The 19,591-nt window shown below is 57.7% G+C and carries 16 protein-coding genes; 14 read left to right on the plus strand and 2 right to left on the minus strand.

Annotation, left to right across the window (positions count from 1 at the left end):
* Positions 1–74 precede the first annotated feature (74 nt).
* The 11 genes from CEPID_RS02055 (at position 75) to eccB (ending at position 11,487) form a co-directional block, all read left to right on the plus strand.
* Positions 75–821, plus strand: a complete 747-nt coding sequence (locus CEPID_RS02055) for a L,D-transpeptidase (protein WP_047239554.1) — start codon at positions 75–77, stop codon at positions 819–821.
* A 202-nt stretch (positions 822–1,023) separates the two neighbouring features.
* The gene (gene infA, locus CEPID_RS02060; protein WP_047239555.1) at positions 1,024–1,242 is read left to right on the plus strand and encodes a translation initiation factor IF-1; all 219 of its coding nucleotides are present in this window, start codon (positions 1,024–1,026) and stop codon (positions 1,240–1,242) included.
* A 226-nt stretch (positions 1,243–1,468) separates the two neighbouring features.
* Entirely contained in the window at positions 1,469–1,837 is a 369-nt protein-coding gene (rpsM, locus tag CEPID_RS02065) for a 30S ribosomal protein S13 (protein ID WP_047241270.1), read from the plus strand.
* A 3-nt stretch (positions 1,838–1,840) separates the two neighbouring features.
* The gene (rpsK, locus tag CEPID_RS02070; RefSeq protein ID WP_047239556.1) at positions 1,841–2,245 is read left to right on the plus strand and encodes a 30S ribosomal protein S11; all 405 of its coding nucleotides are present in this window, start codon (positions 1,841–1,843) and stop codon (positions 2,243–2,245) included.
* 25 nt (positions 2,246–2,270) lie between these two features.
* The gene (rpsD, locus tag CEPID_RS02075) at positions 2,271–2,876 is read left to right on the plus strand and encodes a 30S ribosomal protein S4 (protein ID WP_047239557.1); all 606 of its coding nucleotides are present in this window, start codon (positions 2,271–2,273) and stop codon (positions 2,874–2,876) included.
* A gap of 122 nt (positions 2,877–2,998) precedes the next feature.
* Complete coding sequence (locus tag CEPID_RS02080) at positions 2,999–4,015, plus strand: DNA-directed RNA polymerase subunit alpha (protein WP_047239558.1); 1,017 nt, start codon at positions 2,999–3,001, stop codon at positions 4,013–4,015.
* Between the two features lie 46 nt (positions 4,016–4,061).
* Positions 4,062–4,589, plus strand: a complete 528-nt coding sequence (rplQ, locus tag CEPID_RS02085; protein ID WP_047239559.1) for a 50S ribosomal protein L17 — start codon at positions 4,062–4,064, stop codon at positions 4,587–4,589.
* Positions 4,590–6,064: 1,475 nt separating this feature from the next.
* The gene (locus CEPID_RS02090; RefSeq protein ID WP_047239560.1) at positions 6,065–6,520 is read left to right on the plus strand and encodes a CAP domain-containing protein; all 456 of its coding nucleotides are present in this window, start codon (positions 6,065–6,067) and stop codon (positions 6,518–6,520) included.
* A 156-nt stretch (positions 6,521–6,676) separates the two neighbouring features.
* A complete protein-coding gene (gene truA / locus CEPID_RS02095; protein ID WP_047241271.1) occupies positions 6,677–7,573 on the plus strand; it encodes a tRNA pseudouridine(38-40) synthase TruA in 897 nt (298 codons plus the stop codon).
* Positions 7,574–7,697: 124 nt separating this feature from the next.
* Positions 7,698–10,070, plus strand: coding sequence for a DUF6541 family protein (locus CEPID_RS02100; protein WP_144413418.1), 2,373 nt, complete (start codon positions 7,698–7,700; stop codon positions 10,068–10,070).
* Positions 10,071–10,302: 232 nt separating this feature from the next.
* Positions 10,303–11,487 carry a type VII secretion protein EccB gene (eccB, locus tag CEPID_RS02105; protein ID WP_047239561.1) on the plus strand — a complete coding sequence of 395 codons (1,185 nt, stop codon included), beginning with the start codon at positions 10,303–10,305 and terminating at the stop codon, positions 11,485–11,487.
* A gap of 15 nt (positions 11,488–11,502) precedes the next feature.
* Here eccB and mycP read toward each other — a convergent pair whose 3' ends face one another.
* Both mycP and eccD read right to left on the minus strand, forming a co-directional pair.
* On the minus strand, positions 11,503–12,654 hold the full coding sequence (gene mycP, locus CEPID_RS02110; RefSeq protein ID WP_047239562.1) for a type VII secretion-associated serine protease mycosin: 1,152 nt from the start codon (positions 12,652–12,654) through the stop codon (positions 11,503–11,505).
* Positions 12,654–14,105: a type VII secretion integral membrane protein EccD gene (gene eccD, locus CEPID_RS02115; protein ID WP_047239563.1), complete on the minus strand. Its 1,452-nt coding sequence runs from the start codon at positions 14,103–14,105 to the stop codon at positions 12,654–12,656. Before eccD ends, mycP begins: the two co-directional genes overlap by 1 nt.
* A 446-nt stretch (positions 14,106–14,551) precedes the next feature.
* Between eccD and eccCa the strand changes: the two genes are divergently transcribed.
* The 3 genes from eccCa (at position 14,552) to CEPID_RS02130 (ending at position 19,584) form a co-directional block, all read left to right on the plus strand.
* Positions 14,552–18,166, plus strand: coding sequence for a type VII secretion protein EccCa (gene eccCa / locus CEPID_RS02120; RefSeq protein WP_047241273.1), 3,615 nt, complete (start codon positions 14,552–14,554; stop codon positions 18,164–18,166).
* Positions 18,166–19,110, plus strand: a complete 945-nt coding sequence (locus tag CEPID_RS02125; RefSeq protein ID WP_047239564.1) for a type VII secretion-associated protein — start codon at positions 18,166–18,168, stop codon at positions 19,108–19,110. Before eccCa ends, CEPID_RS02125 begins: the two co-directional genes overlap by 1 nt.
* Positions 19,111–19,320: 210 nt before the next feature.
* Complete coding sequence (locus CEPID_RS02130) at positions 19,321–19,584, plus strand: WXG100 family type VII secretion target (protein ID WP_047239565.1); 264 nt, start codon at positions 19,321–19,323, stop codon at positions 19,582–19,584.
* Positions 19,585–19,591: the final 7 nt, after the last annotated feature.

A 19,591-nucleotide genomic window follows, 5' to 3' on the forward strand; every position in this document is an offset into this window, starting at 1 on the left:
TTCTGCTAGCTCTTAACCTAAAACGTTTCACTTAGTTAGACGTTTGGTCATTCAAAGGAATATACTGCTAAACCATGAGTAAGCACCGTAAGCCATCTCCTATCAAGCGTCGCGCCGCAATCGCCGCTACGACCGCAGCGACCGCTTCCGCGGTCATGGCGCAACCAGCTATGGCTGCACCAGTTCTACCGACTATCCCAACGTCCTCTGACCTGCAGGTAGGTTCTTCGGAGTTCGCCGCGAACGCCGCTTGGAACCTACGCAACGGTGTTTATGGATCGTCCGAGACATTGCCAGCAGCGCAACGCGAAGTGGTGCGTGGCGCAGTTGACCAACAGCTCAACCTTTACTTCCCTGGACTGACCCTCTCGCGTACCCCAGTGGCTCCCGAGGCTCCAGCTCCGGCGACAGTAGTTGAAGCACCAGCACCTGCTCCGGCACCGGCCCCAGCTCCTGAGTTCGATCGTGGTTCTTGCCCACCTCAGGCCCGCGCCTGCCTCGATAAAGCTGGTAACCGCTCTTGGCTGCAGCGCAATGGCCAGGTAACTTACGGGCCAGTCGCCGTCTCCCACGGTGCACCTTCACCACAAACAGCAACTCCAACCGGAACGTTTTACGTAACCCGTAAGGTCAAGGACGAGATCTCTTACGAGTTCAACAATGCGCCAATGCCTAATTCGGTGTACTTCACCAACAACGGTATTGCGTTCCATGCTGGTCGAATCGATTGGCTCTCCCATGGCTGTGTCCACCTCACCTACGAAGATTCTGCAGCATACTTCAATGATTTGCAGGTGGGCGACATGGTGTACGTCTACTAATAACTAGCTTCAAGTGATCCGTCGGAGTTGACACTCCGGCGGATTTTGCTATTGCGCCACACTGTCTTGCTTTTTGGGCCTGGTGACATGTACTCTGATCGATTGGTGTATGTACTAGTGCACGCACCCGCTCCTGTGCAAACTGCAGAAGTGAAAAACAACCTGGCATTTTTTACTTGGAATGCCGAGGAAAGCAGAGGATATGGCTAAAGAAGGCGCAATTGAGGTCGAAGGCAAAGTAGTAGAGCCTTTGCCAAATGCAGCGTTCCGTGTCGAGTTGGATAACGGACACAAAGTACTTGCTCACATCTCGGGCAAGATGCGTCAACACTACATTCGCATCCTTCCCGAGGATCGTGTCGTAGTGGAACTTTCTCCATACGATTTGACTCGCGGTCGCATCGTCTACCGCTACAAGTAAATAACTATCAGCCTGCACATTCCAGGTACGCGTAGAAAGCGCGACTTCGTGGGAGGCCAAAAGGTCGTCGACAAGCGAGCTTGCGTACTTCTCATACCTTCGGCAACGGTGGCCGAAGCCTCGTGATTGCGTAGCCCACCGTCCGGCAACCGACCGGGCAAAGCGCTATGAGACGGGGATGAATGTGGAGAAAACCACCGCAACAACCGGAAAGGCACGTACCAACATGGCACGTCTAGCTGGTGTTGACCTCCCTCGCAACAAGCGCATGGAAGTCGCACTTACCTACATCTACGGCATCGGCCCAGCCCGTGCTGCCAAGCTGCTCGAAGAGACTGGCATCTCTCCTGATCTGCGCACCGATAACCTCACCGACGAGAACATTGCAGCTCTTCGTGACGTTATTGAAGCCACCTGGAAGGTTGAGGGTGACCTCCGCCGCCAGGTAGCAGCCGACATTCGTCGCAAGATTGAAATCGGCTCCTACCAGGGTCTGCGCCACCGTCGTGGCCTCCCAGTTCGTGGTCAGCGCACCAAGACCAACGCTCGTACGCGTAAGGGTCCTAAGAAGACGATCGCCGGAAAGAAGAAGTAAACCATGCCTCCTAAAGTACGCTCTGGCGCGCGCCGCACTGGCCGTCGCGTCGTAAAGAAGAATGTGGCGCAAGGCGCTGCATACATCAAGTCCACCTTCAACAACACCATCGTGTCCATCACGGACCCTAACGGTGCTGTTATCTCTTGGGCATCCTCCGGCCACGTCGGCTTCAAGGGTTCCCGTAAGTCCACCCCATTCGCTGCACAGATGGCTGCTGAGTCTGCCGCTCGTAAGGCAATGGAGCACGGCATGAAGAAGGTTGACGTCTACGTCAAGGGCCCAGGCTCTGGCCGCGAGACTGCAATCCGTTCCCTGTCCACCGCGGGTCTTGAGGTCGGTTCCATCACCGACGTCACCCCACAGCCACACAATGGCTGCCGTCCGCCTAAGCGCCGTCGCGTTTAATCAGGGAAAGGAAGAGTAACAAACTATGGCTCGTTATACCGGCCCTGTAACCCGTAAGTCCCGCCGCCTCCGTGTCGACCTCGTCGGCGGAGATATGGCATTTGAGCGCCGCCCGTACCCTCCGGGACAGGCTGGTCGTGCTCGCATCAAGGAGTCTGAGTACCTCCTCCAGCTGCAGGAGAAGCAGAAGGCTCGCTTCACCTACGGCGTCATGGAGAAGCAGTTCCGTCGCTACTACGCTGAGGCTAACCGTCGCCCAGGCAAGACCGGTGACAACCTCATGGTCCTGCTGGAAGGTCGTCTCGACAACGTTGTCTACCGCGCTGGCCTCGCACGCACCCGTCGTCAGGCTCGCCAGCTTGTTTCCCACGGTCACTTCACCGTGAACGGCAAGAAGATTAACGTTCCTTCTTTCCAGGTTTCTCAATACGACATCATTGATGTTCGTGAGAAGTCTCGCAAGATGATCTGGTTCGAAGAGGCTCAGGACAACCTCGTCGACGCAGTCGTGCCAGCATGGCTGCAGGTCGTTCCGTCCACCCTGCGCATTCTCGTGCACCAGCTGCCAGAGCGCGCTCAGATCGACGTTCCTATCCAGGAACAGCTCATCGTCGAGTTTTACTCGAAGTAATCACGCAACGCTTGGCGGCACTACTATCGGTGCTGCGAAGCACTGTGTATCGCAATCGGTTTATAAATTTTTGCTTGCCTATCGACGTCAAATAGCGGGCGTCACCAAGGAGAGTTCTACCCATGCTCATTTCTCAGCGTCCCACGCTTACCGAAGAATACGTAGACGAAGCACGCTCCCGGTTCATCATCGAACCACTGGAGCCAGGCTTTGGATACACCCTCGGTAACTCGCTGCGCCGCACCTTGCTGTCTTCCATCCCGGGGGCGGCAGTGACCAGCGTAAAGATTGACGGTGTGCTCCATGAGTTCACCACGATCAACGGTGTGAAGGAAGACGTCTCTGACATCATCCTCAACATCAAGGGCATTGTGCTGTCTTCTGACTCCGATGAGCCAGTAGTCATGTACCTCAGCAAGACCGGCGAAGGGGAGGTCACCGCTGGTGACATCCAGCCTCCAGCTGGTGTGGAGATCCACAACCCGGATCTGCACATTGCTTCCCTGAATGAGCAGGGTCGTCTCGAAATCGAAATGGTCGTGGAGCGTGGCCGTGGCTACGTCCCAGCTACCCTGAATGCCGGTGGCGGCGAGATCGGTCGCATCCCAGTCGACCAGATCTACTCCCCAGTACTGAAGGTGTCCTACAAGGTGGAAGCTACTCGTGTTGAGCAGCGCACCGACTTCGACAAGCTGATCATCGATGTAGAGACCAAGAACTCTATTACCGCACGTGACGCCCTCGCATCTGCAGGCAAGACCCTAGTTGAACTGTTCGGGCTCGCTCGCGAGCTAAACACGGCCGCCGAAGGCATCGAGATCGGACCATCTCCACAGGAGACCGAGCACATCGCTGCCTACGGAATGGCAATTGAGGACCTGAACTTCTCCGTTCGCTCCTACAACTGCCTGAAGCGCCAGGAGATCCACACCGTTGGTGAGCTCGCAGAGTGCACCGAAGCGGACCTGCTGGACATCCGCAACTTTGGTCAAAAGTCCATCAACGAAGTCAAGATCAAGCTCGCGGGCTTGGGCTTGACCTTGAAGGACGCCCCAGAGGACTTCGATCCAACCCAGATCGAAGGCTACGACGCTGAAACCGGCGAGTTCATCGATTTCGACGCCGACGATACCGAGTAATTGACGAGCTAGCGCTCAACCCACCTGTACACGAGGAGTACATACAATGCCTACCCCAAAGAAGGGCGCCCGTCTCGGCGGTTCGGCTTCGCACCAGACCAAGATTCTGTCTAACCTGGCTGCTCAGCTGTTCGAGCACGGCGCAATCAAGACCACCGACGCTAAGGCAAAGCTGCTGCGCCCATACGCAGAGAAGCTCATCACCAAGGCTAAGGCTGGCACCGTTGCTGATCGACGCAACGTGCTGAAGCTCGTCCCTAACAAGGACGTAGTCAACTACCTATTCAACGAGTTGGCTCCAAAGTTCGAGAGCCGTGACGGCGGCTACACCCGCATCGTCAAGCTCGAGAACCGCAAGGGAGACAACGCTCCAATGTCCCAGATCTCTCTGGTACTCGAGGAGACCGTCTCCGCTGAGGCAACCCGCGCAACCCGCGCTGCTGCTTCCAAGAAAGCTGAAGAAGCTCCAGCTGCTGAGGTCGAAGAAGCTCCTGAGGTAGAGGCTGACACTGCTACTGATGCAGCTGCTGAAGCCGAAGCTACTGAGGATTCCGCAGAGGCTACCGAAAAGTAGTTGATCGTCCGGTATGTGACATACCGACTGCTAGAACCCGGCTCCACTTTTAGGTGGAGCCGGGTTCTGCGTTCCTCATGCAATTGTGCTTGTGTTGTGGATTAGCTAGAGAATGGTGTGTGCCGGCATCATGATACTCCCAGCTCAAGGACACTAAATTCAGGTTGCGTTCCTGTTCTAGATTAAAAATCGCCCTCCGACACGTTCTCTACCGCGTTTTGCTCTCGTTCTGGGCCGATGTAGAAAAGATTGCGATGTAGGAGTGAAGGTTTGTGGCGCTGCAATCATGCGAGACGCACAAGTTGCCTCAACAATTGCGGCGGCATCCTGCCAGTTCTGCGACTGGATTACCGCTTGCGTTACGTCCCGCGATCGCCTCACGAGCAGGTGTCACCGCTTGGGATACGGCGCGCTTAGATGTGTCTCCGTTTTGCCCCAGGCCACAGGAACTGGTCGACCATCTCGCTTGTGGTGGCGCTTTTCTAACTGGACGCGCGCGTGTTGCTTTAGGGAGCCTAGTTTTCGGATTGTTCTTCCTTGCGCTTCCTGGGGCTTTGTGGTTCTTCCTGTTCTCCCGGTTCGTCTGGGGCTTCCTGGGGCTGCACAGGTGCTAGTCAGTACTTCCGAAGTAGGAGTACTACCTACGCGGGCGTTTTTTGGTCAAAAATCAGTGATCTGGGTAGGAGTACTACCGCGGAGGTACTGACTAGCACTTGTGCAGCAAACCCGCACCGCACGGCCGGAGGCAACACCCCAACCAGACTCTCTTCTTTGCTCAACTCCGATTCTGTTCGGATGGCCCCTCCAGGCGGTTTGGTATCTGCCCGCAGTTTTGCGCGATCTGAAAGCGATCGGATGTTTCGTTGTCTGCGGATGCTGGGTTCTGGTGAAGTCCATCAAGATCACAGTCTGTGGTTGGCCAGCAGGTGGAGGATATGCGGATCGAAGGAGAAGCGAGGTCAGGCACCCGAGTTTGTGGTGACGGGGGTTCAGGCACTCTACAGTTGTCTACTCTTCGGCTGCCATCCGGGAATGACCAAGATCAAGGAAATTGTCGAAAAGCTGGCCCCAAACGAGGTAACTTTGACGTTTCGATGCTGATGAAGCTCGTTAAGGTTTGCTGGTAGCTTACGGTTTCTCAGATAGGCGATATGTCACCAATCTCAGGTTTGTGATCCGATAACAACCTGAAGGTGTGATTAAAGCGGCAGTCCAGGAGGGGCATGGGAAGCTAAATGCGAACCTCTTAGCTAAAAGATGCATCCACATTGCTTATAACGATCTGATAAAACGGCACTAAGGCATTTATCTGACTGAGACAAAAACCCTGAAATACAGGGTCGAAATCTCATTGAATGAGAATCAACAATTATGTAAGAGTGAGCTTTTTTCTGGCTGTCACCTCAACTGGGGGTAGTTGGATCAATGGTGTCAAGCAAGACACCTCCTCTAGCTAACAGAAAAGCCCAACAGCCATGAAGAAGATCATCACCGCAGCCGCCGCTCTCGCCCTCACTTTTGGTGCCGCAATCAACGAAGCTCCAAATGCAAATGCTTTTCCATGGAACGCCCCAGCAGAAAATCTCGCTGCTGCTGAGGCTGACATCTTCAACCAAATCAACGCGATTCGTGTTCAACACGGACTCGCTCCAGTGGTTTGGAGCGACGGACACGCAAACACCTCCCGCTCTTGGGCGCAGAGCAGCGCGCAGCGCGATCAGCTTGCTCACGACCCAATGGCACTCCAGGTTTCTGACATGGAAAATGTTGCAGTCATGTACGGCAACCCACGCGATGCGGTTCCAGCTTGGATGAACTCCCCAGCACACCGTGACAACATCCTCAACCCTTACGCAAAGACCCTGGGTATTGGCGTGGCTAAGAACCATGCCACCGGTGGATACTTCATCACCATGCGTGGTAGCTACTAAGCCCTGTCGCTGATCCTCAATCGGCCGACGTTCTAGCTGGAGGGCAATGATCCGCCGGTTGGGGTGAGGGTTTGTTCGTTTAGAAAACCAAAGATTGCAAACGGCGAGACTCTATTGATTAGAGTCTCGCCGTTTCGCGTTAACATGAAAAACATCATGACTAACGAAAACATGCGCATCAAAATGGTGCTTGACTACGATGGCACCGATTTTCACGGGTGGGCGCGCCAAGTTCCCAATCAAAGCATCGAAGAAGCACCAAATAAACCGGGCCAAGCGCACCAGGAACTACGCACTGTCCAAGGCGTTTTGGAGGACAAACTGTCCTTGATTCTGCGCAGCCAGATCCAACTGACTGTCGCCGGGCGTACCGACGCCGGAGTGCATGCATCTGGGCAGGTGGCGCATTTCGACGTCGATAAGCAAGCACTGGCGCAGCGCAGCATTGACGGTGACCCAAGGAAGTTGGTGCGTCGGCTAGCCCGGCTGCTGCCGGAAGATATCCGGGTCCGGGAAGTTGAGGAGGCTCCGGAGACATTTGACGCGCGGTTTTCGGCGTTGCGCAGGCACTATGTGTATCGGGTGACTACCGCGTCTGCAGGGGCCTTACCGGTGCGTAGTCGAGATACCGCTAACTGGCCCAAACGGGTGGACTTGGCAAAAATGCAAGCAGCGGCCGACGCACTGGTCGGGCTGCATGACTTTGCTGCCTTTTGTAAAGCCAAGCCGAACGCGACCACGATTAGGCAGCTGGAAGAATTTCGCTGGGTAGATGCTTCGACGGCGCATGAACCCGAACTGTTCGAAGCGCATGTCACAGCTGATGCGTTTTGTTGGTCGATGGTTCGCTCGCTCGTCGGTACGTGTTTGGCGGTGGGTGAGGGACGTAGGGATGAGAGTTTTGCGTCGCGGTTGCTGGGTGAGACGCAGCGTTCGCCTGAAGTTCCAGTCGCGCCTGCTAAAGGACTGACGTTAGTGGGGGTGGACTATCCAAGGGAGGATGAGCTTGCCGAACGTGCTGCGCTTACACGTGACCTTCGGACGCTGAGCTAGCTCGGAAAATCCCACGCTAACATGCGTGGCACGCCCGCATAGTACAGCTACTGGCCTATGCTAATTGAGGCATAATGCCCTGATCGACGGGCGAAACAAATGAAAGTGGTGCGAAGTAATGGGGATGGCCAGTGCGGCAGCAATCGCAATCGCAGTATTCATGCTGCCTGGCTTTATTCTCAACTGGGTTTCCGGAGCGCGGGGCCCGTGGGCGATCGCCGCATCCGTACCATCGTCTTTTGGGGTATTTGGCCTCGCCGCCTGGTTGCTGGGCCTTACTGACTACCGCTTTGAAGTCAAGACGGTGGCGGTAATCTGGGCGGCCATCGTCGTGCTGGCGATTATTTGGCGTGCGGGGGTCATAGTTTTTCGACGTCGTCGCCTTGCCAAAGCACGATCCGACATCGACTCGGAGGCACCCGTCGACGGCGAAGCGAGCCTCGCGGAACCGGCTAGCTACAAGACGGATTGGCGCGTCGGAACGTTGCTCGATCCGCGTTGGATTCTTCCTGGTGTCGGCGCAATGCTTGGTGCGTACCTGTTCCTGCGATGCAGCCTTGGGTACTTGAGCGTGTCTACCAGGGGAATGGACAACATCTTCCAAGGGTGGGATGTGCACTGGCATGCCAGCGTCATGCGATGGATCATGGACGCAGGTATCGCCTCCCCAACACGCATGGGCGAGCTGCAAAACACCGAGACCCAAGCCAAGATGTACTACCCCTCGGCATGGCACGCTGGTGGGGCGCTGTTTCGGGAGATCGCAGGGATTTCACCAATCGCAGCAACGAACCTCACCGCGCTGGTGCTGCCTGCGATTTGTTTGCCGCTGACCGTAGCTGCGATCGCGTGGCGGTTGGTCAATAATCGTGGTCTGACTGCACAGATCGCAGCTGGACTTGCACCACTTATCGTTCCAGGTTTCCCGGTGCTGTTTTGGATCGGCCATTTTGTGGGTGCTTGGCCATATTTGGCCGCGATGTCCGTGTCCGGAATCGTCCTGGGGCTGTTCATGTCCGTGCCCTATTCACCGATCCGGATCTTTGCAGCGGCTTTGGCCTTCATGGGCTTGGTGCAAATTCACCCAGCCGCGGCCACCGTTCCGGTGCTGGGCTTGGCGCTGTGGTGGCTGCTGTACCTGCTATGGCGGCCAGCTAGGAGGCCTGCGACCTGGAAGGGACACATCGGCTACCGGCTCCGCGATGTAGCGCTCTTGGCGATCCCTGGAATCATGGGCGCGCTCACTCTGCTCCCACAAATTCTGCTCGGTGCCGAACAGACTGAAGAGGTTAAGGAATTCTCCGCCCTCGAGGATTTGAGCCGAACCGAAACCTGGATGAACTCGATTTTCATGCGCACGCGCCACACCAGCGTGTTCCAGCTCGATATGACGCCGTGGGTGTGGCTCGCGTTGGCCGGTGCGATTGCGTTGCTGGTGTGGCGTCGCAACCTTTGGGCCCCGGCTTTCTGGGGCTTGAGCGTGTGGATCACCGCTAACTCACTGCAGCCTTTCGGCGACGGCTGGGGCGATACCCTCGGCATGATCGGTGCTCTGCACTACAACACAGCCCACCGTCTCATCATGCCGTGCGCAATGTTCATCGTTGCAGGAGCCGCGGTTGCGCTTGCTGTTGCTATTCGACTTGTCACAGGTGGGCCGATCAAGAAGTTTGCGAAACCGGCGTCGATAAGCGCGGTGGTTTTGGCCCTGATCGGTGGTGGCGTGGTTGAGGCCGCGGCCACGGAGCACATTGGCCCGGGAGCACAGTGGACGATCAATGCGGCTCGTGATGAACGCATCGTTAATCATCGGGATTTGAGGGCGTTCGATTGGCTCAAAACTCAGCCACGCGCCATGGACGGAGTGATCTTCTCTAATCCAGACGAGGGCTCGGGTTGGATGTATGCCTACAACGGTCTGCCGGCGTTCTACAAGCATTATCTGTGGCCGAATGCGCCAGCGGGCTCTGAAACGAACTTATTGTTCTTCCACACCATGCGACTGGGTGCGGGCAATTTCGATGTTCCGGATGAAGCAAACCGGGTCGATATCGCCGCTAAGGAGCTCGGCGTCACCTACATTTACATTTCGCCGCCGAAGTTCTGGCCATTCCAATGGGATCGCCCGGACCTTGAATTTGGGCTCATGGAAACCCCGGGTCTCACCACCGTTTACCGCGATAAAGAAATCGGTATCTACGCCGTCAACGCAGCATTTAGCGACGAAGAATTGCTAGCAATCCGGGCGAATTCGCCATCACCAGACCCATTGCCACGTCTGAAGACGAAGGGCGAGCTCGGATTGGCGGAAACTTTTGACGAGATTGATCAGCCAGTCATTCACCGGCCGACCATCCCGAACCGCGGGCGAGATTCCCACTTCGAGTGGCTGTCCAAAAACAAGCCAGATCAATGGCCCGGCGGGGACAAGCTCGCCCAGGTGCCATCGCCAGCCGACGTCGAAGCCGGTGGCGATGGGGAAGTAGTCGCGCCGTAGCTTGTGGCGGTTGCTTTGCGACGCGCGTTGCTTTCCTGCCCGCGTTGCTTTCCTGCCCTCGTCGCGTGCGGAGCGAAGCAGGCGCGGAGCCATTAAGATAAACGTGTGTGATTGAAAGCGCGGGTTCGGGGGAGCCTGCGCGTGCTAGCTGACATTTTCCAATTCGGGGGACATCGTGGAAACAGTGCTGCTGCCCACAACAAAAGCCCAGATCACCGGGCATAGGTTTTTGATGCGACGTGTCGAGCACGGTGTGGTGCTGGGCGACATCCGCATGATTTCGGACCCATTGGGTGCACGCAGGCGGGCTACGCTGTTCGGACTTCTTGCCGTTGTCATCATCGGCATCGGCTCCGGAGCTATGGCGATGTTTCGACCGGCCATCGACCCAGGAGATGCTCCAATAATCGCGGCCGAATCGGGCGCACTATACGTGCAGATTAAAGGGAAAGAAGGTCCGACTGCGCATCCCGTCGCAAATATGGCTTCTGCCCGGTTGATCGCGGGTGCCCCGGAAAACCCAGCTCGGGCCTCCGATCAGCTTCTCGCGGAGATCCCTCGTGGGGTGCCGGTGGGAATCAAGGAGGCGCCTGGAATCATCGCCCCAGCGCCTCATCCGCTGCTGCATTGGGGTGTGTGCCACCACGGGAAGACGACGATGGTCCGTGCAGACACTGAGCCCATCCCGCTACTTGCCGACGGTGACGGAATCATTGCCGAGGCCAATGGCCATCAGTGGCTGGTCACGCGAAACGGACGTACCATGTTGCCCCCTCCAGATGAGCCGTTGGGTCGTTCACTTCGGCGCCGGCTGCACATCGATCCAAAGCACCCGGTGTGGCGGCCCGACGCCGAAGTGCTCTCTGCGGCGTTTGAACACCCTCCTTTTCATGTGCCGGAAGGCGCGTTACGCGTGTATGACGCGGAAGGGGACTATTGGCTGGAACGCCCAGACGGGATTACACATCTCACCCCAACCCAATACGACATCCTTCGAGACTCCGGTGCCACCACTCACCACATTGCCCGCAAGGAACTAACAAGCTTTCCGACGAGCAACGCACCCATACATTTGCCCACCACCGAACTTCGCTGGATTGATTTCTCGACTGTGTGCGTCACCTCGGCGGAAGGGACGGTGGCAACGATGCCAACAGAGCTGACTGGCGGGGTCGCGCTATCTGGGAAGTCGGCTGCCACCATCTTTTCTGGCCTGCCAGCAGGAAGCGTAGGAGTAGACACCGGATATGGCTACGGAATCGTGTCGGAGTATGGGGTTTTTCACCGGGTAAGCACCCCGAAAGATGCCGCGGCCTTGGGGATAGAAGGCTCGCCGTCGGCACCCTGGCGCATCCTGAGGTTGCTCCCCGAGGGAAGCGAGCTCAGCCGAGCTCAGGCACTCAAGCCACTGTACTAGGTATCGAAATGCACCTTATCGACGCAGCGTTCGCGCGACGCTTAGCAGCACACTGCCTAACACCCCACCAGCCAAAAGGGTAGCGAGCACAACCTGTGCCCGGTGCTCGCTTAGCCGCGAGGAAGGTCCCGGGACTTTCAGAGCAACTGGATGATTGCGGGCTGAATCTGCAGGCAGATAAGCTACCGCCCACAGTGGATCTACCGCGCCGGTACCTGGCGAGGCGGCCGCTCGGATCCTCTCGCGCACTTGTGCCGGCGACTCATCTGGGTAGCGCTGCTTGATTAGGGCCGCAACCCCGGCAACGAAGGGAGCTGCAAAGCTCGTACCGGTGAAACTGGTTGGTCCCTGCGAACCAGAAACTCCGGTGGCTAGCCCCGTTGACCGCGGATCGAGGGCGAGATCGACCGTGCCCGGGGCCGAGATTGGTGCGCTGGGCGGTGCGACTGAATATTCAGCAAGTTCATGCGTTGATTTGCTCGCCGACACAGCTAAGACCGTCGGCGAATGAGCCGGAAACACTATCGAGTCAGCGTCGCAAGAATTCCCAGTATTGCCCGCTGCTGCCACCACGACCGCACCAGCATCCTCGGCGCGTGCCAACGCCGCGGCGAGACTGGAGGTATTCAGCGACCCCGCGGCTTGCCGAGGCACGCAGGACACCACGGAAATATTGATCACGTCCGCGCGCAGTTCGACCGCCCGGTTGATCGCCGCTACGAGGGTAGCCAATGAGTTGGCATCCCGGTCGTTTCTTCGCGACAACGCCGAAGTCTGGCGAATTGAAACCACCTGAGCATCCGGTGCCACTCCTACGACCGTGTCCGGGCCCGGGCGCGCCGCGATCACACCCGCGACGATCGTGCCGTGAGCATCGCAATCTCGGTGGGCGCTAGCCTTATCGACGAAATCCCCGCCATCCTCGACCCCACCTAACCGCGGATGGTTCGAAACGCCAGTATCGATTACCGCGACGCGAATTCCGGCACCGGTTGCAAATTGATGCACTGCCTCGAGCTGCTGAGGTTGATCGAGGTGCGGGACAGGTTGCTCAGAGGCAGGTACAACTGAGGGACAGTTGTCCGCAACCTCCTGGGCAGGTGCGGCAGTTGGCGAGAGCCCAATTAGGAGACCAATCCATGCAATCGATCCGAGTCTGCCGCGCATCAGCCCAGTCCCCGAATCCAGGCGAATAGGCCAATGAGGTGGACGCCAATTGGCAGGGCAGCAGCAATGGCGAGAGTCTCTAGTTTTTCCAACCAACTAATTGTTGTCGCGGGCAGGGTACGCACTCGCCCTGCCCACAACGGAGCAGAGATGCCAACAAAAAGCGAAAGGATCACAACTGACAATGCGATGTCACTGGCAGGTCGAAGCCACACGGAAAGTACTGCACCTGCCAAACCCGCTAACGCCCACAGCCATAATCCCCACATCGCCCGCGGACTGCGATGACGTACCGCATGTAACAGTACGCAAAAGGTACTGGTGAGGCAGAAAGCTGAGCTGAAACCGCCACCTGAACTGCCTAGAAAAACTAGTGCACTCCCCGCGGTCAGGCCGAGTCCGAACAAGAGGGCGTCGAGAAGCGTACTGGCGCGTTGTGCCTTGCTGGCGGCGTCGTGGATGGGATGGTCGGACACTTTGAGGTCCTGGCCGGCTGAGGGCAGTTGTGGCACGGTAAGGCCGGAAAGTTGAATGCTCAGTGGGGCTGACCAAGTCAGCAGCAGTAACGACGTTACGACGATGCTTGCGGCTACGGCGATGAATGAGTGGAATGCAAAGAGCATGAGGCAGCTGACGGTGGTGACGAAGGTGCTCGTCAAGAGGATGGTTCCGGTGACGATGGGAATGTCGGCAAGTAGCAGGCAAACGACCACCAAAATCCCGGCGGTGGTCAGGGCAGCTAGCGCGGCCCAGGCTACTTGGGGGCCGGGATGGAGTGGCCGATGTTGCACTATTAAGGCGAATGTTCCGACTAGGCAAAAGGCCCATGCGAGGACTGCGATCACACTTGAGCTTGCTTGGTCGGGAAGTCCCCCGGCGATGACCGGTGGCAACAACTTCAACCAAAGGCACAGCGCGCAAAATGTCAGGGAGAGCAGCAGGAGGAGGAGGGGAGACGAGAGAGTCGGTAACCGTGAAGTCCACGCAAGAGCGCCGAGCCCGAGCGCAGAGATGAGGAAAGCGGAGGCTGCCAATCCCGTGGAGTTGAAAGTAGCGGGGATATCGAGGAGAGATTCTGCGGCGTCTTTCAAGATTGGGGCGGGCAGTTCCCGATGTGGGGACAAGACCACAACGCTGCCCGGAGGAATGCCCAGTTGTGTGAGGGGAACGCACGGATCCAGCTCGCGACCGGCGGCGGTGCGAAACTCCCAGGGGAGGGTGATGGTCGGAGCGCCGATGAGATCCAGAATGTCGTCCAAACACTCGGCGAGTGTTGAGTACGCGGGCAAGGAAAGATCAGTAGACGGCAACACCTCGGTGGGGCGAGCTGATAGCTGCATTGATTGCACGGGCGTGCTGGGGGATGCCGAACCAGAAGTGACATGAGGTGAACCGAGTTCGCTGAGGTCGATTCGAATAGTGAGCGCTAAAGTGTGTGACGATTTTGGCATGTGTTCCCCCGTAATTGCTGACGACTAACCGGCAATGCGTAGTCGAATGAATTCCCCACCCCCGTGGCGATAGTCACAATCTTGGCTTAAACTAAGCGCGGTGTCTACCGGAGAAGTGACAGCTCTCCGGTCGGCGAAGTGAAGAAACATGTTGTTAGCAGCAGGTTTTTGGGGGATTTTTCAAAATCGTTAGCAGCTACAGGGGTTGGTGCTGCAAATGGGCGTCGTATTTTGGGCAACTCGGGGGAGGATCTCAGAGATAGCGACGGCGCCTAGGTGCGCCGAGACCCCCTGGAGCTAGGGATACTTTGGGGGAAAGTATGTCGGAATCAAGGCTGGCTGATAACAGCCGAGCGGTAGAACCTGTGGCAAGACTGCAGGTCGGGGAAGGTGCCACCGGCGATGCGGCCGACCCGCCTGCGCGGAGCGCGGACAGTCGGGCGGAAATGAATCCGGAGACTTACTTTTCGGAGTTCATTCAACCTCGGGTGTCCATCGGGGAACGCGAGCCGGCCCCGCCGTTGCCAGCGGGGAGCATTGTGTGTGACAAAGTACCGCCGATGATGCGGCCGCAACCGCTGCCGCTCATCAGAATCATCATGCCCTTGGTGATGGTGCTCATGGTCGGCGGAATGCTTGCGCTGATGCTCACCAGCGGCGATGGTCAAGCCAGCCCGATGATGCTCATGTTTCCGGTTATGTTGGTGGTTTCGATGATGACCATGTTCGGTGGCGGGCAAACCGACGACACGGACGAAATCCGGCGGGCCTATCTACGCCACCTCGGGGCGGTGCGGGAAAAGGCCTTAACTGCAGGAAAACAACAGCGCGCCCATGAACTGCATAAACATCCCGATCCCCGGCATTTGTGGTCGGTGGTTGGGGCTCGTCGCATGTGGGAACGCGCAGCGGTGGACCCGGATGCGCTGGAGGTCCGCATCGGAGTAGGGACCACAGCGCTCTACACACCAGTCTCCGTGACGGATTCCGGGCCACCCGAAGACCTCGACCCGGTTTGTGCCGTGACATTGCGCCATACCGTGCGATCAGTCGGTGCGGTAGCGCACATGCCAGTGGCGGTGCAGCTTCAGGCCTTTCGGTTTGTGGGGCTCGCGGGTCCGTTCGCGATGGCCCTAGGCAGGAGTTTGGTTTTGCAGCTGGCGTACCACCATGGTCCGGAGACAGTGGGAATCAAAGTCATCGGAGATGGCTGCGAGTGGACAAAATGGCTGCCGCACACCCGCGACCCCGATAGCGCAGCTTTTCGCATCCTGGTGCTTTCGGACGTGCCGACCACCGGGATCGAAGACTACCTGGACGACCCGCACTGGCAATGCATCATCGACATCGAAGCCCGGATGCATACCGAGCTGGGGATGCGCGCGCTGGCCGAGGGGCTAATGCTCACCGCAGGCGAGCAGCTCACGGTCCACACAGAAGGAGGCTTGGAGGACATCGGCGTGCCCGACCTCGTGGATGTTGGAAATGCGCTGCAGTGCGCGCGGGCCATGAGCGCTTATCGACGCCCAGACGGCGCCCAATCCCAACGAATGGACTTCCTCGGGCTGCTTGGGCTTCCGGATTTGCAGGCAGTTCCGCCTGAACAGCTATGGTCTTATCGTCGAGGTACGCGGGATCGGCTGCGGGTGCCGATTGGCGTGAATGCGTTGGGCCAGCCCCAAATGCTGGACATCAAGGAGTCAGCGCATGGCGGCGTCGGCCCCCATGGTTTGTGTATCGGGGCTACCGGTTCTGGTAAGTCCGAGCTTCTAAAAACCTTTGTCTTGGCACTTGCGCTCACCCACTCGCCGGAGGAGCTTAATTTCGTACTGGTCGATTTCAAGGGTGGTGCGACGTTTTTGGGGTTGGAGGATCTGCCACACACCTCTGCGGTGATCACGAACCTGGCCGAGGAAGCATCCCTAGTGGAGCGCATGCATGATGCGATTAGTGGCGAGATGAATCGTCGCCAAGAATTGCTGCGCAGCGCAGGCAACTTTGCCAACGTGACGGAATACTCGGCGGCTCGTGCAAGTACGAATCCGGAGCTGCCACCGTTGCCCGCGTTGGTCATTGTGCTGGACGAATTTTCAGAACTGTTGGGTCAACACCCTGATTTTGCGGACTTGTTCGTGGCGGTTGGGCGCCTGGGGCGGTCTTTGCAGATGCACTTGTTGCTGGCCAGCCAAAGACTCGAAGAAGGCCGACTTCGGGGATTGGACTCGCACTTGTCCTATCGGATCGGTTTGAAGACGTTTTCGGCAGCGGAGTCGCGTCAGGTGCTGGGAGTAACGGATGCGTATCAACTGCCCGCTCAGCCCGGTGCCGGTTATATCAAGTCCGATCATGATGATGTGACGCGCTTTCAAGGCTCCTACGTTTCTGGCGCGCTCCCGGTAGTTGCAGGCGGGCACATTCCATCGGCGAAGGTGGAACTCTTTCGTGGTTGGGATGCTTTGGCGCCGGAAGCTCAAACGTACTACCGAGATCATGATAGCCACACCGTGTTGAGTGCGTCGGTTCAACTGATTGTCGCAGCTGGTCGGCATAGCCGGATGACTGCGCACCAACTGTGGTTGCCACCGCTGCCTGATTCAGTCCCGCTAGCTGGTGTTGCCGATCAAGTGGGGCTGTTGCAAGCGGCGGTGGGAGTTATTGACCGGCCATTTCTACAGCGCCAGGACCCTTTCATTTTGAATTTTTCCGGCGCTGGTGGACATTGCGCATTATGTGGTGGCCCGCAGACCGGGAAGACCACGGCGTTGCGGTCGGTGGTGTTGGGGCTGGCTGCGACCCACTCCACTGAGCAGGTGAGATTCTATGTTCTTGATCTTTCCGGAACTGCCTTAGCCGGACTTAGCGCAGTACCGCATGTCGCGGGTGTTGCTCATAAATCCGAGCCGGAAAAGGTGCGTCGGATCGTCGATGAAGTGCTCGGGTTAATTGCCGAGCCAGAGGAAAGAGATACCTTCCTCGTCGTCGATGGCTGGCAGGTGGTCACCTCCGAGTTCGAGGATCTCGCCGATGACTTCGCGACGATTGCCGCCGAAGGCCTTGCCGCCAAGGTCCACCTGTTGCTTGCAACACCACGATGGACGGTTGTGCGACCGGCGATCAGAGACCTCATCGGTACCCGCATTGAGTTGCGACTCGGCGAACCGATGGATTCGCTCATTGACCGAAAGAAGCAGCAAAAACTTCCCGCCGCGCCGGGCCGTGGATTAACCCCAGAAGGTGAACACATGCTCATGGCACACTCCACGAACCAGGACGTGGGGCATGTAGTTTTGGCTAGCCGCAGCAACGGTTGGCAGCCAGTGCCCAAGCTCAAGCTGCTCCCAACCCGGATCGCGCGTGCTGAACTCGCTGCCGTTCCAGGACTCAATTTCGCAATCGGAGGCAGGCAGCTATCAACCCTGGCCTGGGACCCAACTACCAGCAGCAATTTCCTGTGCGTGGGATCTCAGGGCAGCGGGAAATCCACCCTTTTGTCCACCCTTGGCGCAGCGATTTGCGAGCTGGATCAGGCCGAGGCCCGGCTAGTGGTCGTCGATACGCGCCGGGCCCACCTGGCCGAATTCGCGCCGGACATGGTCGCTGCCTACGCTGCTACCCCCAGCGACATCACCGCGACAATCGCGAGTACGGTGACTACGCTTCGTGACAGGCTACCCGGCCCGGAAATCACCCCGGAACAGCTCAAACAGCGGTCCTGGTGGCAGGGGCCAGAGCTCTACGTGCTTATCGACGACGCCGACTTGCTACCCGACGGCGCCTTGCAGCCTCTCAAAGATCTATTGCCTCACGCCCGGGATATTGGCTTGCATGTTGTGTTGGCACGGAAAGCCGGCGGAATTAACCGGGCAATGTTTGATCCGTTCATGGCGGCGCTGCGGGATAGTTCGCCGTCTGTGCTGCTCATGGATGCTGATCGGGAGGAAGGCAAGATCTTCGGCATCAAACCGACACCGCTGCCGCCGGGGCGCGGGGTGTGGCAAGTACGTGGCGAGGTGGTCGGTACCTGCCACGTTGCCGTCGCCAGCGAAGAAGAGGAGCGGTGATGGAGAAGATTACGATCACCGTGCTGGATACCGCCACGGTTTTTGATGGCCCTGAGCACATCTATCGGTACGACCTACCCGGTAGCGGGATCGTTTCGGGGTGGGCGCTGACTGCGGTAAGCGATCAGATCAAGACCATCGCTGGGGATCATTGGCCAGATATTGAGGTGGTGATCTCCGGGGAAGACCCCGCGGTAGAGATGCTGACGCGAACGCTACTGAACAAGGGACTGGCGGCCTATCCCGCGGAAGCGATCGCGCAGGCGGAAGCACCGGTAGAGATCACTCGGCCGACGAAAGGAAGAAATAGGACCAGAAGCTGGCGACCTTCCCTGTTTCATGCGGCTATTGCCGTGGTGATTATCAGCGTGATCGGAGTGAGTTGGTGGGGGTTGGAAGCGGAGTCGACCCCGCAGCAAAAGGCAACGAGTATGCCACAATCGCATGATGGCTTAGATAGCTCGCAGAAGTCTTTATCGGCAGTACCGGCGAAACCAGCGGAAAACCATGGCGCTGCTGGAGCTGCTGGGGCTGCTGGCAAAATTGTCGAGCATGATCGGATACGGGTTCAACTGCCGTCAGATTTCACCATGGCGCCTCGAGAAGACGGCAAATTGGTGGCGGTGGGGCGTGATCCGAACTTGCGGATCCTCATTGCGGTAGATCCGATCTATGGTGTGTCGCCGGAGGCGGTGCGACGTGAAGTGGAACTGATGGTTTCTCGGGATCCTGCCCTTTCTCCGTTGGCCAGCGAGAACTTGCGGGGTCAGACACAAACGATCGACTATCACGAAGACCCAGGAGATGGGTCGAACGTGCGCTGGGTCAGCTGGGTGGAGCAAGAACACCAGTTTTCCGTCGGTTGCCATTCTCGCTTCGAAATTACGGTGCCACACCGCGCGACCTGCCGAATGGCAGTGGATAGCGTTGGGCTCAAAAACTAATTTTGAGTTTGAGGGATCGTTTTGGGCGTGAGGAAAGTCTAAACATAATGAGGGGCAAAAATTCATCATTGAATGGCCGCTCATTTTCCAGTGCAGGATTGGCTCGGGTGTGTTGCATGCAGGGGTGGGGGAGCGATGCCGCTGCCAACCGCAGTCCTAGCCGTCCAATGCTTAACACTTACTTATTCGTTCGAGGAGGGGCGAACTTTCATGACTCAACTTTTCCGCACAGAAGCCGACGTGATGCTGGCAACCGCCGGCCAAGTAGACAACACGAACAACGAAGTCCAGGGGGAACTGACTCGCCTGCGCGGCATTGTCGACGGCGTACGAGACACCTGGGCTGGTAGTGCCCAGGTTTCCTTCGACAACTTGATGAACCGCTGGAACACCTCCGCGCGTGAGCTTCAAGAAGCACTGAACTCGATCAGCGACAACATTCGCAGCAACGCTAAATGTCAAGACAGGGTGTAATATGGGG

It is taken from the genome of Corynebacterium epidermidicanis, from assembly GCF_001021025.1.
Taxonomy (GTDB): domain Bacteria; phylum Actinomycetota; class Actinomycetes; order Mycobacteriales; family Mycobacteriaceae; genus Corynebacterium; species Corynebacterium epidermidicanis.

Excerpts from the sequence above, each read along its gene's own strand:
- CEPID_RS02055 (WP_047239554.1), top strand. The coding sequence starts at position 75 with ATGAGTAAGCACCGTAAGCCATCTCCTATCAAGCGTCGCGCCGCAATC.
- infA (WP_047239555.1), top strand. The coding sequence starts at position 1,024 with ATGGCTAAAGAAGGCGCAATTGAGGTCGAAGGCAAAGTAGTAGAGCCT.
- rpsM (WP_047241270.1), top strand. The coding sequence starts at position 1,469 with ATGGCACGTCTAGCTGGTGTTGACCTCCCTCGCAACAAGCGCATGGAA.
- rpsK (WP_047239556.1), top strand. The coding sequence starts at position 1,841 with ATGCCTCCTAAAGTACGCTCTGGCGCGCGCCGCACTGGCCGTCGCGTC.
- rpsD (WP_047239557.1), top strand. The coding sequence starts at position 2,271 with ATGGCTCGTTATACCGGCCCTGTAACCCGTAAGTCCCGCCGCCTCCGT.
- CEPID_RS02080 (WP_047239558.1), top strand. The coding sequence starts at position 2,999 with ATGCTCATTTCTCAGCGTCCCACGCTTACCGAAGAATACGTAGACGAA.
- rplQ (WP_047239559.1), top strand. The coding sequence starts at position 4,062 with ATGCCTACCCCAAAGAAGGGCGCCCGTCTCGGCGGTTCGGCTTCGCAC.
- CEPID_RS02090 (WP_047239560.1), top strand. The coding sequence starts at position 6,065 with ATGAAGAAGATCATCACCGCAGCCGCCGCTCTCGCCCTCACTTTTGGT.
- truA (WP_047241271.1), top strand. The coding sequence starts at position 6,677 with ATGACTAACGAAAACATGCGCATCAAAATGGTGCTTGACTACGATGGC.
- CEPID_RS02100 (WP_144413418.1), top strand. The coding sequence starts at position 7,698 with ATGGCCAGTGCGGCAGCAATCGCAATCGCAGTATTCATGCTGCCTGGC.
- eccB (WP_047239561.1), top strand. The coding sequence starts at position 10,303 with ATGCGACGTGTCGAGCACGGTGTGGTGCTGGGCGACATCCGCATGATT.
- mycP (WP_047239562.1), bottom strand. The coding sequence starts at position 12,654 with ATGCGCGGCAGACTCGGATCGATTGCATGGATTGGTCTCCTAATTGGG.
- eccD (WP_047239563.1), bottom strand. The coding sequence starts at position 14,105 with ATGCCAAAATCGTCACACACTTTAGCGCTCACTATTCGAATCGACCTC.
- eccCa (WP_047241273.1), top strand. The coding sequence starts at position 14,552 with ATGAATCCGGAGACTTACTTTTCGGAGTTCATTCAACCTCGGGTGTCC.
- CEPID_RS02125 (WP_047239564.1), top strand. The coding sequence starts at position 18,166 with ATGGAGAAGATTACGATCACCGTGCTGGATACCGCCACGGTTTTTGAT.
- CEPID_RS02130 (WP_047239565.1), top strand. The coding sequence starts at position 19,321 with ATGACTCAACTTTTCCGCACAGAAGCCGACGTGATGCTGGCAACCGCC.